This is a genomic window from Bradyrhizobium sp. HKCCYLRH1030 (assembly GCF_051168395.1).
Classification (GTDB): Bacteria; Pseudomonadota; Alphaproteobacteria; order Rhizobiales; family Xanthobacteraceae; genus Bradyrhizobium.
Window position 1 is genome coordinate 125649 of sequence record NZ_JBNPUY010000010.1, and the last position, 12860, is coordinate 138508.

13 protein-coding genes are annotated in these 12860 nt (G+C 66.2%); 5 read left to right on the forward strand and 8 right to left on the reverse strand.

The window, feature by feature from the left end; all coding sequences use genetic code 11:
- The first annotated feature begins 136 nt into the window (after positions 1-136).
- Entirely contained in the window at positions 137-457 is a 321-nt protein-coding gene (locus tag ACQR1E_RS26495) for a hypothetical protein (protein ID WP_315716475.1), read from the forward strand.
- Between the two features lie 103 nt (positions 458-560).
- Here the strand turns inward: ACQR1E_RS26495 and ACQR1E_RS26500 are convergent, their stop codons facing one another.
- A complete protein-coding gene (locus tag ACQR1E_RS26500; RefSeq protein WP_315716704.1) occupies positions 561-935 on the reverse strand; it encodes a thiol-disulfide oxidoreductase DCC family protein in 375 nt (124 codons plus the stop codon).
- 219 nt (positions 936-1154) lie between these two features.
- On the opposite strand from ACQR1E_RS26500, the gene ACQR1E_RS26505 reads away from it, so the two are divergent.
- Positions 1155-1391, forward strand: coding sequence for a hypothetical protein (locus tag ACQR1E_RS26505; protein ID WP_315716474.1), 237 nt, complete (start codon positions 1155-1157; stop codon positions 1389-1391).
- Positions 1392-1639: 248 nt separating this feature from the next.
- On the opposite strand, the gene ACQR1E_RS26510 is transcribed toward ACQR1E_RS26505, so the two are convergent.
- The 6 genes from ACQR1E_RS26510 to ACQR1E_RS26535 form a co-directional block, all read right to left on the reverse strand.
- The gene (locus tag ACQR1E_RS26510) at positions 1640-2581 is read right to left on the reverse strand and encodes a DUF817 domain-containing protein (RefSeq protein ID WP_316171532.1); all 942 of its coding nucleotides are present in this window, start codon (positions 2579-2581) and stop codon (positions 1640-1642) included.
- Between the two features lie 281 nt (positions 2582-2862).
- Positions 2863-3213 (reverse strand): hypothetical protein, encoded by a 351-nt coding sequence (locus tag ACQR1E_RS26515; RefSeq protein ID WP_315754583.1) that lies wholly within the window; start codon positions 3211-3213, stop codon positions 2863-2865.
- A gap of 12 nt (positions 3214-3225) precedes the next feature.
- Entirely contained in the window at positions 3226-5334 is a 2109-nt protein-coding gene (rpoD, locus tag ACQR1E_RS26520; RefSeq protein WP_315717492.1) for an RNA polymerase sigma factor RpoD, read from the reverse strand.
- Between the two features lie 428 nt (positions 5335-5762).
- Positions 5763-7769, reverse strand: a complete 2007-nt coding sequence (gene dnaG, locus ACQR1E_RS26525) for a DNA primase (RefSeq protein ID WP_434841629.1) — start codon at positions 7767-7769, stop codon at positions 5763-5765.
- A gap of 267 nt (positions 7770-8036) precedes the next feature.
- On the reverse strand, positions 8037-8435 hold the full coding sequence (locus ACQR1E_RS26530; RefSeq protein ID WP_316171528.1) for a gamma-glutamylcyclotransferase family protein: 399 nt from the start codon (positions 8433-8435) through the stop codon (positions 8037-8039).
- A 62-nt stretch (positions 8436-8497) separates the two neighbouring features.
- A complete protein-coding gene (locus ACQR1E_RS26535) occupies positions 8498-9310 on the reverse strand; it encodes a transglutaminase-like domain-containing protein (protein ID WP_316171526.1) in 813 nt (270 codons plus the stop codon).
- A 204-nt stretch (positions 9311-9514) separates the two neighbouring features.
- On the opposite strand from ACQR1E_RS26535, the gene ACQR1E_RS26540 reads away from it, so the two are divergent.
- A complete protein-coding gene (locus tag ACQR1E_RS26540; protein WP_315810603.1) occupies positions 9515-10318 on the forward strand; it encodes an N-formylglutamate amidohydrolase in 804 nt (267 codons plus the stop codon).
- Positions 10319-10322: 4 nt separating this feature from the next.
- On the opposite strand, the gene ACQR1E_RS26545 is transcribed toward ACQR1E_RS26540, so the two are convergent.
- Positions 10323-11732, reverse strand: a complete 1410-nt coding sequence (locus ACQR1E_RS26545) for a PLP-dependent aminotransferase family protein (RefSeq protein WP_315754592.1) — start codon at positions 11730-11732, stop codon at positions 10323-10325.
- Positions 11733-11818: 86 nt separating this feature from the next.
- Between ACQR1E_RS26545 and ACQR1E_RS26550 the strand changes: the two genes are divergently transcribed.
- Together ACQR1E_RS26550 and ACQR1E_RS26555 are read left to right on the forward strand one after the other, a co-directional pair.
- Positions 11819-11962, forward strand: a complete 144-nt coding sequence (locus ACQR1E_RS26550; protein ID WP_315717499.1) for a hypothetical protein — start codon at positions 11819-11821, stop codon at positions 11960-11962.
- Positions 11963-11987: 25 nt separating this feature from the next.
- Complete coding sequence (locus ACQR1E_RS26555) at positions 11988-12824, forward strand: PhzF family phenazine biosynthesis protein (RefSeq protein WP_316171522.1); 837 nt, start codon at positions 11988-11990, stop codon at positions 12822-12824.
- The last annotated feature ends 36 nt before the right edge of the window (positions 12825-12860 follow it).

The following is a 12860-nucleotide window of genomic DNA, read 5'->3' on the forward strand; positions in this document are numbered from 1 at the left end:
ACACTCCCGCCTCCTGTCCCAAATCGGCGCGCCGCACGCGGCGCAGCCATGCCCGCCCCGAGCGGCTCCGGCCTTGAGCCGGTCGCGGACGGTGCTACGATATCGTTGTCGTTCACGATCCCTCGGGAGATCGCCGATGCAGCACAATCAACGCCAGCGCCGATTGCTCCAGATCCCTCTGTTCCGCCTGCTCGCGATCAATCTCGCGCTCGGCCTCGGCATGGCCGTGGTGCTGGTCGGCGGATTGCTGCTGCTCGATCCCTGGGGCCTGCGTCACCTGATCTTCGCCGACCACTCGCCCGTCGTCGCCATCGGTCTCTTGCTCGGCTCGTTCTTCGTCACCTTCGGCTCGACCGCGATGGGCACCGCGATCATGGCGCTCGGCCGCGGTGATGATGACGACGGCCCGCACGGCGGCACGCGGGTGCATGCGCGGGTGAAGGTGCGGAGGCGGTAGAGGCGAGCTGTTACCACGCGCTCGGTGCGCTCCCCTCCCCCTTGCGGGGAGGGGAGTCGACCGCGCCAGCGGCCGAAGCCTTGGCTCAAGCGGCAGCTCTCGCTCACCAATGCCCCCTCCGCTTGTTCCAGGCGAACAGCACATCGGCAAACCGGTCATAGCCGAACCGCGTCAGCGGCCGCACCAGGCGGTTGCCGAACAGGGTCGCCAGCCAGCCCTCGCCCGGCGTCAGCGCCCACAGCAGCAGCGCCACGTCGGCGCCGGTGATCAGCTCGCCGTCCTCGTCGGTCGCGTGCAGGCGGCGGCGGACGGCGTCGACATCGGCGCCGAATGCGGCCAGCGCGTCGGGCTGCTCGTTGATGTCCTTGAACGCGACCCGCCCCGACTTGACCAGCGCCAGCAGCTTGTTGCGCTGCCAGTCGATGCCGGCGTCACAGACCGGGCAGCGCGTGTTGTACCAGATGGTGAGTTGGGGCATCGACATGGGCTGCATTCGCGGCGGGGTGAGACGTCCACGATGAACGCACTTTCATCCGGCAAAATCGAGGTGTTTCGGGACCCCGCCGGCCGGTCCGTGATCGCTCCGGCCGCCCTGCCGATTCGGCGAAAACCATATGACGAAAAAGTCAAATTCGGGCAGCGGATAAGCATTTTCTGGCATTGACCGGACCGGTCCCGCCGCCGTAAAGCGCCATCCATGGCGAAAAAACCCGGCTCCAATCCCAAAGGCGAATTCGCCTTCTTCAACGTGACCTACGAGGACGGCTCGCAGCGCTCCAACCGGCGCGTCCCGGCCGAGCTGCTCGGCGGCCTCGACGGCGACGAGCCCGCGCGCGGCTTCATCATGGAGCAGGACCGCGAGATCGCCGAAAAATCCGGCCGCCCGCCACTTCAGATCAAGTCGCTCGAGCGCGTTGGGGCGAAGAAGAAGTAGGCCGGCCGAGCTGCCGTAGGGTGGGCAAAGCGACCGCCGCCAGGCGGCCGCGTGCCCACGATCAACTGCGTACCACGAACGACCTCATCATGGGTTACGCGTCATGGCCGGGCTTGTCCCGGCCATCCGCGTCGTTGACGTCGCAATGACGTGGATGGGCGGGCCTTCGCCGCGACGAAGCGGCTTCGGCCGCGCAGGCGGGACAAGCCCGCGCACGACGCGGAGATATCTCGACCCACATCCGACCGTCACGCCGCCTCTCGCTCCGGCTCGACGGCGGCCGGCCTCACCGCCCTGCCCTGCTCCATCGCCCTCGGTCGGTTGATCAGGCTGACCAGCGTGTAGCTGATGATCAGCAGCAGAAACCACGAGCCGAGCTTGGCCGGCGACACCATGGCCCAGCCATGGGCCTGCTGCGGATAGAGCCAGACCCGCGTGAAGGTGCCGATGTTCTCCGACAGCCAGATGAACAGCGACACCAGGACCAGCCCGAGCAGCAGCGGCATCGACCGGTGCACGCGCCAGACCTTGAAGTGAACGGTCGCCGGTGCGAACAGCAGCGCCGCCCAGCCGAACAGCACGACCCGCAGATCGATCCCGTAATGGTCGGTGAAGAAGTTGAGGTAGATGGCCGCGCTCAAGCCGATCAGCCAGCGCCGTGAGGGGTGGCCGGTGAAGCGGAAGTCGAACAGCCGCCAGACGCGGCAGAGATAGCTGCCGATGCAGGAATACATGAAGCCGGAGAACAGCGGTACGCCGCCGAGCTTGATGAGGCTTGGCTCGGGATAGATCCACGAGCCGGTCGCGGTCTTGAACAGCTCCATCGCGGTGCCGACGAGGTGATAGATCAGGATGATCTTCGCCTCCTCGAATGTCTCCAGACGCGCAGCGAGCAATGCGGCTTGGACGCCGAGCATGCAGAGGAAGAGAAAATCGTAGCGCGCGAGCGGCGCGTTCGCCGGATAGAACCGCCACGTCAGCAGCATCAGCGCCACCGCGATGCCGCCGAACAGGCAGGCCCAAGCCTGCTTCACGCCGAAGCGGAGGATTTCGTAGAGGGCTGCAGTCCAGGGCTGCTGCGCCGCCCGCGCGGCGAGACGCGCCTCGGCGGCGATGAAGGGGCGCAGCGGCGCCCAGATCGCGGCGGCGCTGTCGTGCGCTGCGGCCGATGAGAACTCGTCGTCATGCATGGGATAGGCGTCCGGTGAGGCGCCAATTCCTAGCAGCCGATCGCCCAACGCCGTCTGCGCAAAGTTCGGCCTCTTGCAGCAAGGACACGGACATTTGCGGACAAGAGGTCGTGTCGGCTAACCCGGACACCTCAGCGCCGCCCCTCGTCATTGCGAGCGAAGCAATCCAGAATCGTACGCGCAGCTCTGGATTGCTTCGCTTCGCTCGCAATGACGGACAACCGGAGCATGCAACACGAACTACGCAGGCACCGCGTCCAGCGATGATTGGATGCGCATGCTCACTCCCCTTGAGACTGCAAAAAGAGCATCAGCTCTTCGTAGCCGCCCTCTACACTCTCGTCGCCGCGGAAGCGGCTGAATTCGAGATGGCCATCTTCGAACACATCGATCTCGAGCCGCTCGCCTACCAACGTCACCGACAGGCGGATCGTATCGGGGCGCGTTCGTTCAATGAAGAAGTGAAGGCCGAGTTTGTCGAGCAGGCGCATGCTCGCGAACAGAGTCGAGGACATCGGAAGCTCTTCTTTCGTGCGCTGGAACCATGAGCAGAACAAACAAAAAGACGGGCCTTTCGGCCCGCCGTTGATGTCTCGATGGATTGCCGGGTCAAGCCCGGCAATGACGACCAATCGGTGGCCGAATTAGTTATCCAAGAAGCTCCGCAGCTTCCGCGACCGGCTCGGATGCTTCAGCTTCCGCAGCGCCTTTGCCTCGATCTGACGAATGCGCTCTCTGGTCACCGAGAACTGCTGGCCGACTTCTTCCAGCGTGTGGTCGGTGTTCATGCCGATGCCGAAGCGCATGCGCAGCACACGCTCTTCGCGCGGGGTGAGCGAGGCGAGCACGCGGGTCGTCGTCTCGCGCAGGTTGGACTGGATGGCGGCGTCGATCGGCAGGATCGCGTTCTTGTCCTCGATGAAATCGCCGAGATGAGAGTCCTCCTCGTCACCCACGGGGGTTTCGAGCGAGAGCGGCTCCTTCGCGATCTTGAGGACCTTGCGCACCTTCTCCAAGGGCATGCCGAGCTTCTCGGCGAGCTCCTCCGGGGTCGGCTCGCGGCCGATCTCGTTCAGCATCTGGCGCGAGGTGCGGACGATCTTGTTGATCGTCTCGATCATGTGCACGGGGATGCGGATGGTGCGGGCCTGGTCGGCGATCGAGCGCGTGATCGCCTGCCGGATCCACCAGGTGGCGTAGGTCGAGAACTTGTAGCCGCGGCGATACTCGAACTTGTCCACCGCCTTCATCAGGCCGATGTTGCCTTCCTGGATCAGGTCGAGGAACTGCAGGCCGCGGTTGGTGTACTTCTTGGCGATCGAGATCACGAGACGGAGGTTGGCTTCCACCATCTCCTTCTTGGCCTGACGGGCCTCGCGCTCGCCCTTCTGCACCGAGTGCACGATCTTGCGGAACTCGCCGATCTCCAGACCGGTGAGCGCGGCCATGGCCTGCACCTCCTGGCGCAGGTCCTTGATGCGGTCCTTCTCGTAATGGACGAAGTTCTTCCAGCCCTTTGCGGAGAGCTTGGAGACGCGGTTGAGCCAGCGCGGGTCGAGCTCCGAACCCTGGTAGTTGCGCAGGAAGTCCTCGCGCGCGACGCCGTGGGAGTCGGCCAAGCGCATCAGCCGGCTCTCGAACGAGACCAGCTTCTTGTTGATGTCGTAGAGCTGCTCGACCAGGGAGTCGATGCGGGCCTGGTTGAGGCGCAGCGACTTCACCTCGACGATGATCTCGTCCTTGAGCTTCTTGTACTTGCGCTCCTGCGAGGGCGACAGCGACTCGCTCTGCAGCTGGTTGGCGATGTCCTGCTCCTGCAGGCGTCGCAGCTTCTTGTACTCGGACGCGATCTTGTCGAAGGTCTCGACCACCTTCGGCTTCAGCTCGGCCTCGATGGCGGCGAGCGACATCTGGTTCTCGAACTCGTCGTCGTCCATGTCGGCTTCGGCCGCCGCCTCGCCGGGATCCTTCTCCTCGGCGGGCGCGCCGTTCGGCGCGGCGCGGAACGGCGTCGGCTGCTGCGGGGCGGCCGGCGGCGCGACCGCGGCCTGGACCTCGCCGCCCTCGGCCGCAGCGCCCTCGCCATTCACCGGCGCGGCGATCTGCGGATTCATGCCGCCCTTGGCCTCAGGGCCGGCATAGGTGGCTTCGAGATCGATGATGTCGCGAAGGAAGATCTTGCCTTCGTTGAGCTCGTCGCGCCAGATGATGATGGCCTGAAACGTCAGCGGGCTTTCGCAGAGGCCCGCGATCATCGCCTCGCGGCCGGCCTCGATGCGCTTGGCGATGGCGATTTCACCCTCGCGCGACAGCAGCTCGACGGTGCCCATCTCGCGCAGATACATGCGCACGGGATCGTCGGTGCGCTCGCCGGGCTCCGACTTCTTGACCTCGGTGACGGCCTTCTGGGTGATCTCGACAAGCTCGTTGTCGGTCTCGTCCTCGCCGTCGTCCTTCTCGTCGGACTCGTCGGCCTCCTCGGCCTCGGTCACGTTGATGCCCATGTCGGAGAGCATCGACATGATGTCTTCGATCTGTTCCGGCGAGGTAGTGTCGGAAGGCAGGACCTCGTTGAGCTGATCAAAGGTCACGAAGCCGCGCTTCTTGGCCTGCTTGATCATCTTCTTGACGGCGGCGTCCGACAGGTCGAGCAACGGCGACGGCGCATCGGCGGCGTCCTTCTCGGGAGCGTCCGCGGCCTTGTCGTCCTTTTCCTTGTCCTTCACCTGCAGCGTCTTTGCCTTCGTGGCCATTCATTGCTCCCGAAACGCGCCCGCTCCGCCCGTGGCATCGTAGCCCTTGGCATCGCGGCGCCCGCCTGCTCTACTCAAACTGTTCTCGACGCGGAAAGGGCGGCGCACTTTTAACGTCGCCACCCCCTGAAGCCCGTCGCTCGTTTCGTCCTACGCTGGTGTCGTCCCGTTTTCGGACCGGCGCGCGTTTCTTGCAAAAGCGATACCGGTTTTGCAATCGAATCCGGCGCCCGACATGCAGGCGCGGTGTCCGACAGCGAAACCAACCCATCTGCCGCAGAAAATGCCCCGGACCTCTTAAACTTCGATTAACCCTGTTTTTGCAGCCAAACCATGGATTTGGCGAGTCTTTTCGCGCGGACCTGATACCGCGCGGGCGGACCGGGCCGAAATGTGCTCAACTGGCGACAGGGCGCCGGGCGTCCCGTCTACACGTTGCGGTTGGTGCGTCCGGACAGTTCCCCGAAGCCTTCGATCAGCGCTTCGGTGCCGTCCATCTCGGCCATCCTGGCCTTCACGTCCCTCAACCAGCCCATGTTCGGCTCGCTCGGCTCCTCGCCCAGCGCCAGCTCGGCATCCTTCAATTCCCTAAGTAAGGAGTGCCATTGCCGATGCAAGGCAACCAGCTGATGCCAGGTCGCAAGAACGTCATCGCGCGCCGCGCCCGACTTGGTCGCCCACACTGCCGCCGTCGTGATCGCGCGCTCAACCCGTTGAAGAAGCTCGGAAAAGCCTGCCTTCTCCAGATCGACCCGCATCTTCTCGGCCTGCTCGTCCGGATCCGGCGAATGGTGGTGGTCGTGGGCGAAGGCGGCGATGATGGCGGCGCGGAGCTTGTGCGCCTCGGGATGGGCCAGCTCCAGCGCGGCGACCTCCTCCAGGTGGTCGTGCAGGAGCCAGGGGTGGTTGATCAGGCACTGCAGGATCAGGGCCTCCCGGCGCGAGATCGCCGAGCGCTGGCCGCGCATGATCGGGCTCATGGCGAGCTGGGGGCTCGCCGCCTGGTAGGGGCCGCGGGCCATGGCCTGGCCTGTGGATGGCGGTCCGCCGCGGCGGCCGCCTCCTGTGGATAACCGACCAGGCTGTCCGGAACCGGGACTGCGGGGAGCAAAACGCCGTCCTGATTCGGCACCGAAGCCGCGGCCAAACCCTCGGCCGCCGTCCGGGGCGAACGCCCGGTACAGCCGGTCGCCGAGATCCTGCTTGTAGTAGCGCCGTACCACCTCGTCGGTGATGCCGCCGGTGAGCTGGCCGATCCGCGCCTCCAGCGCGGCACGGCGCTCCGGGGTGTTGAAGCTGCCGCCCTCGATCTCGCGCGACCAGATCACCTCGGCGAGGGGTTTTGCGATTTTGAGCACCTCCTCGACCGCGCCGCGACCGCCGGAGCGGACGAGATCGTCGGGATCCTGTCCCTCGGGCAAGAGCGCGAAGCGCAGGCTCTTGCCAGGCTTGAGATGCGGCAAAGCAAGGTCTGCGGCACGATAGGCCGCCTTCTGGCCGGCGCGGTCGCCATCGAAGCAGAGGATCGGCTCGTCGACCATCTTCCAAATCAGCGAAAGCTGGCTCTCGGTCAGCGCGGTGCCGAGCGGCGCCACGGCGCCGGCAAAGCCGGCCGCGACCAGCGCAATGACGTCGACATAGCCCTCGACCACGATCATCGGCGCGCCGTTATGGGCGGCCTGACGGGCGCTGGCGAGATTGTAGAGGTTGTCGCCCTTGTGGAAGAGCGGCGTCTCCGGCGAGTTCAGGTATTTCGCCGGCACGTCCTTCTGCAGCGCGCGACCGCCGAAGGCGATGACGCGTCCGCGGAGATCGGTGATCGGGAACATCACGCGGTCGCGGAAGCGGTCATACGGCACGGGAATGTCGTCGCCGCCGACCAGCAATCCCGCCTCGACCATGTCGGCCACCGGCACGCCCTGGGCGCCGAGATATTCCTTCAAGCCGAACCGATCCGGCGGCGCGTAGCCAAGCCGGAATTGGAGCTGCGTCTGCGGCAGGATCGCGCGATCGGCAAGATAGCCGCGGGCGCGCGCGCCATGACGGGACGCCAGCGTGTCAGAAAAGAACTTCGCCGCCAGCTCCATCACGTCGTACAGCGTCTTGCGCTGCCGCTCCTGGCGCGCCGCGTCGGGCGTGACCGCGGGCAGCGCCAGGCCGGCGATTCCCGCGAGCCTCTCCACAGCCTCGGGGAAGCTGCAGCCCTCTGTCTCCATCACGAAGTCGAAGATGTTGCCGTGCTTGCCGGACGAGAAGTCGTGATAAAAACCCTTCTGGTCGTTGACGTAGAAGGACGGCGTCTTCTCCTGCTGGAACGGCGACAGCCCCTTCCACTCGCGCCCGGCCTTCTTGAGCTTCACGCGCTTGCCGACGACGTCCGAGACCGGAAGCCGGGCGCGCAGCTCATCGAGAAATTCCGGCGTGAAGCGGGCCATGAGCGGGCTGGTGGTCCTGTGGTGGTGGCCTAGGCATATAGGCACCCGTGTACGAAATGTGAACTTCCTCCGGCTTGTCCGGGCTATTCACAGGCACGGCCCTCTCCTCTCGTCATTCCGGGGCGCCCGCAGGGCGAGCCCGGAATCCATAACCACGACCAGTCGTGAGGCGGGACGGCCGCGCCACTGCGTGTCCTCGCACCGTTTGTGGTTATGGATTCCGGGCCCATCGCTGCGCGATGTCCCGGAATGACGGCGCGGAGAGACTTAGGGCGCCAAAAACCGTCCCGAGGCGATGCGGGCGACCTCGTCCACGGGCCAGTTGTACACGTAGGTCCAGGCCTCGCGGGCCGCGCCGTCGGCCAGCGTCACTGCGAGGCACCGGCGCAGATATTCGGTGGGCGCGGCGAAGCCCTCGCCGCAGGCCTCGTACATGTCGAACTCGCGCAGCATCGGCTCGGGCTGGCGCAGCCGGAACAGTTCGCCATGGACGAGATCGGCCGCGTCATCGGACAGGACCAGGCCGGGATAATGCTGGATGCGGTACAACCGGCCACGGCAGCTTGCCTCGGCGACAAAATCGGCATTGGCCGACAACAGCCGCGCCATCGGATGGTCGAAGCCGCGCATCAGCGTGCCGTAGACGAACAGGAGATCGGTGGTCATGGCCCGTCTATAGCGGCGATCGCCGATGATGCGAAGCGGCGGCCGGCCGCGCCTTTCTCTGCTCAGGCGGCCGCGATCTCATCGCTGACGACGTGGAATTTGGTCAGGGTCATCAGGCCGAACGAGGTCGACAGCGCGACGTCGGCGGCGTCCCGTCCGGTCGCCATCAGGATGCGACCGATGCGCGGCACGTTGTGGCGGGCATCGAACGTGTACCACCGGCCCGAGAGATAGACCTCGAACCAGCCCGAGAAATCCATCGGGACAGGGTCCGGCGGCACGCCGATGTCGCCGAGATAACCGGTGCAATAGCGAGCCGGAATGCCCGTGCAGCGGCAGAAGGTCAGCGCGAGGTGGGCGAAGTCGCGGCAGACGCCGGCGCGCTGCTGATAGACGTCGTGCGCCGACTTCATGGCGTGGGCGTGCTCATAGCCGAACGTGACGTGGCTGTGCACGAAGTCGCAGATCGCCTGCACGCGCGCCCATCCCGCCGGCGCGCTGCCGAACAACGACCAGGCGACCTCGGCCAGCTTGTCGGTCTCGCAATAGCGGCTCGGCATCAGATACAGCAGAAGCTCATCGGGCAGCTGCTCGATCGACAGTTGCTGGGCGCCGGGATCGATCGCGTCCGGCCGCCCGCTGTCGCGGACGATGGCGCTGCCGTGGAAGGTGACCCCGCCGGCCGGCGCCACCAGCCGTCCACAGAGATTGCCGAAGCTGTCGTTGTAGAATTTGATCGGCACCTTGGGCTCGGTCGTGATCGTCTCGGTGCCGACGATGTCGGGAAAGCGCGACGGATGGATCGACAGCATGATCACCATCGGCGTTGCCGCCGGAGCCGCATAGGCGATCTCAAATCCAACCTTGATCAGCATGAAGGCTCCTTCGCCCCGTTCGAGCGGCACGATGCGCCAGCCTCATCCAGCCCGGACCGTAGGCCCATTGCGAACTTCTGTCTTGTGAATGATCGCCAGAATCAGCATCGTTTGGGCGACCATCATGATGTCCGCCGGCCCAATCCTCATCCGTCTGCCCAATCCGAGATCGGTCTGCCGCTTCATGAAGCAACGGGAGGCAGCATGACCGTGTCCGGCACGAGCAACACTCATCGACTCCTCCAGCCAGACGAAGTTCCACCCGTGCTCGAGCGCAACGCCGATGGGGCGTCGGCCTTGTTCTTCACGTGCGATCACTATGGCCGCCTGCTGCCGCGCGCACTCGGCGATCTCGGCCTGCCCGAAAGCGAACTGGAGCGGCACATCGCCTGGGACATCGGTATCGCCGGCGTCGCGGAGGCCGTATCGCGGGCGCTCGATGCGCATCTGATCGCGCAGCGCTATTCGCGGCTGGTGATCGACTGCAACCGCTCGCCGAAGGCGCCGAACGCGATTCCGATGATCAGCGAGCGCACCACGATCCCCGGCAATGAGGGTCTGACGCATGAGGACGCCGAGCTCCGGCGCCGCGCGATCTTCGATCCCTATCACGACCGCATCACCGAGGTGCTCGATGCGCGCAAGGCCGCGGGGCGGCCGACCATCCTCGTCTCGCTGCACAGCTTCACGCCGGTCTATGCGGGCATCGCGCGGCCCTGGCACATTGGCACGCTGTATCAGCACGACCGTGTGCTGCCGCCGCTGCTGTTGAGGGCGTTGCGGGCCGAGCCCGATCTCGTGGTGGGCGACAATCAGCCCTATGCGGTCGGCGACGGCACCGACTACACCATCCCCGTGCATGGCGAGGCGCGCGGGCTGATCAATTCCGGCATCGAGATTCGTCAGAACGAAATCGCCGAGCCCGAGGACCAGCAGCGCTGGGCCGAGCGGCTGATCCGCATTCTCGGCGAGATCGAGGTCGAGCTGCGCAGCAAGGGTCTCGCTTAGCCCGCTACTCCGTCATGTCGGAGGCGTCGTGATGGGCGAGCAGGCCCGCGAGCCGCCACAGCGCCGTGCGCAGATCGTCATGGCTCGGCAGGCCGAGCGCGAGCCGCACCGCGTTCGGTGAATGGCCGTGCGCCACCGCAAACGCGCTCGCCGGCGTGATCGCGATGCCGGCGCGCGCGGCCGCGGCGGTCAAGGCTTCGGCGCGCCAGCCCTCCGGCAGATGCAGCCAGACATGGTAGGAGCGCGGATCGGCCTCGATGTGATGGCCGGCGAGGCACTCGGCGACGATCGCCTGCCGCACCAGCGCGTCGGCCCGCTTGCGCCTGGTGATCTCGGCCGCCGTGCCGTCGGCGAGCAGCCCCATGCCGGCGGCCAGCGCCAGCGACGTCACCGACCAGGCCCCGGTGCGCACCGTGGCGGCGAATTTTTCGCGCATGCTTCCCGGCACGTAGAGAAAACCGACCGCAATCCCCGGCGCGAGCCGCTTGGCAAGGCTGTCGACCACGACGACACGCTCCTCGGCCTGCGTCGCCAGCGAGACCTGATCGCTGAGGAAGCCGTAGACGAGGTCCTCGATGATCATCAGCTCGTGCTTGCGCACCAGACGCACGATCTCCTCGCGCCTCGCCTCGCTCATCGTCAGGCCGAGCGGATTCTGCATCACCGGCTGGATGTAGATCGCGTTGAGCGCGCTCGCGCGGTGCGCCTTGGTCAGGGCATCCGGGCGGACGCCCTCGCCGTCCATCGCGAGCGGCACCAGGGTCACGCCCAGCCGCGCCGCGATGCCCTTGATCATCGGATAGGTGACGGCCTCGACGCCGAGCCGGCCACCGACCGGCACCAGCGCCGAGATCGCCGCAGCCAGCGACTGCCGACCACTGCCGGCGAAGACGAAGTTCTCCGCGCGCGGGCGCCAGCGCTCGCTGGCGAAGAAGGCCGCGGCGGTGCGCCCGGCCTCGGCCAGCCGCCGCTGCGTGATCGGCGCCAGCACCGGCGCCAGCTTCTCCGGCCGCTGCCATGCGGCAAGCGACTTCGCGATCAGGGCCGCCTGATCCGGCAGGGTCGGGAAATTGAACTCGAGATCGATGCGGCCATCGAACGGCTCCAGCCGCAGCGAGGGTGGTACCGGTACCGCCTCTCCCGCGACGAAGGTGCCGCGCCCGACCTCGCCCACGACCAGACCCCTGCGCAATAATTCGGCATAGACGCGCGCTGCCGTGGATGCGGCAATTCCCCGTTCATAGGCGAACTGACGCTGCGGCGGCAGCCGGTCGCCGGCCTTCAGCCTGCCGTTGGCGATGTCCTCGGCAATGTCGTCCACCAGGGCCGTATACGAAGCATTCATGCTATATTGCACCGAGAGCAATGTTTCGATTGCACCGAGATATGTACTGCGCGATTGCTCTTCGAACAACGCAATTGAAGAGCGATAGGTGACTCATGGCATATTCCCTGGCGCAGCGTTGGGCAACTCCGCAGGTTGCCCACGGAAAGAGCAATTTGCTCCAGGTCCCGCAACTCTGGCTGCGGCGCCTGTTCTGGCGGTCCGAACTGGCGATGCTCGATCGCGAGCAGATGCGCGACTGCGGCCTTGATCCCGTGGTCGTGCAGGAAGAGGCCAACAAGCCGTTCTGGCGCGACTGACGCCGACATCGAGGAGGGCACCGCAATGCTCGCGCTTCCGTTCCATCAAGTCGACGTGTTCTCCAAGGTCGCCTTCAAAGGCAACCCGCTCGCCGTGATCGCCGAGGCCGACGGCCTCGACGATGCAGCGATGCAGGCGATCGCCAACTGGACCAATCTGTCCGAGACGACCTTCCTGTCACGCGCTCAGAATCCGGGCGCTGATTATCGCGTGCGCATCTTCACCCCGCAGCGCGAACTGCCTTTTGCGGGCCATCCGACGCTCGGCTCATGCCACGTATGGCTCGCGCTCGGCGGCCGGCCAAAGGGCGAGCATGTGGTGCAGGAATGCGGCGCGGGCCTCGTGCGCATCAAGCGTGACGGAGATCGCCTCGCCTTCGCCGCCCCGCCCCTCCGCCGCTCCGGCGCCGTCGATGCCGAGCTGACGAGCAGGATCGCAGCAGCGCTCGGCATCCCAACGAGCACGATGCGCGCCGTGCAGTGGATCGACAACGGCCCGGGCTGGATCGGCGTGCTGATCGACTCGCGCCGCGCGCTGCTCGACATCCGCTACAATCCGGCGTCGCTGCCGCAACAGCCGATCGGCGTTGTTGCGCCATGGGATCGGGCGCAAGATGGCACAGATGCCGACTACGAGGTCCGCGGCTTCATGTGGGGCGGCGGCGAGGACCCGGTGACGGGCAGCCTCAATGCAAGTCTGGCGCAATGGCTGATCGGAGCCGGAATTGCTCCGAAGCAATATGTCGCCTCCCAGGGCACCGTGCTCGGTCGCGCCGGCCGCGTCCATGTCGCGCAGGACGGCGACACGATCTGGATCGGCGGCGACGTCGCGCCGGTGGTGAAGGGGACGATCAGCCTGTAGCGCGCGTCAGCAGACGGCGATGCGGCCGCGGGGCCG

Excerpts from the sequence above, each read along its gene's own strand:
- ACQR1E_RS26530 (WP_316171528.1), bottom strand. The coding sequence starts at position 8,435 with ATGACCACCGATCTCCTGTTCGTCTACGGCACGCTGATGCGCGGCTTC.
- ACQR1E_RS26535 (WP_316171526.1), bottom strand. The coding sequence starts at position 9,310 with ATGCTGATCAAGGTTGGATTTGAGATCGCCTATGCGGCTCCGGCGGCA.
- ACQR1E_RS26500 (WP_315716704.1), bottom strand. The coding sequence starts at position 935 with ATGCCCCAACTCACCATCTGGTACAACACGCGCTGCCCGGTCTGTGAC.
- ACQR1E_RS26540 (WP_315810603.1), top strand. The coding sequence starts at position 9,515 with ATGACCGTGTCCGGCACGAGCAACACTCATCGACTCCTCCAGCCAGAC.
- ACQR1E_RS26495 (WP_315716475.1), top strand. The coding sequence starts at position 137 with ATGCAGCACAATCAACGCCAGCGCCGATTGCTCCAGATCCCTCTGTTC.
- rpoD (WP_315717492.1), bottom strand. The coding sequence starts at position 5,334 with ATGGCCACGAAGGCAAAGACGCTGCAGGTGAAGGACAAGGAAAAGGAC.
- ACQR1E_RS26555 (WP_316171522.1), top strand. The coding sequence starts at position 11,988 with ATGCTCGCGCTTCCGTTCCATCAAGTCGACGTGTTCTCCAAGGTCGCC.
- dnaG (WP_434841629.1), bottom strand. The coding sequence starts at position 7,769 with ATGGCCCGCTTCACGCCGGAATTTCTCGATGAGCTGCGCGCCCGGCTT.
- ACQR1E_RS26510 (WP_316171532.1), bottom strand. The coding sequence starts at position 2,581 with ATGCATGACGACGAGTTCTCATCGGCCGCAGCGCACGACAGCGCCGCC.
- ACQR1E_RS26505 (WP_315716474.1), top strand. The coding sequence starts at position 1,155 with ATGGCGAAAAAACCCGGCTCCAATCCCAAAGGCGAATTCGCCTTCTTC.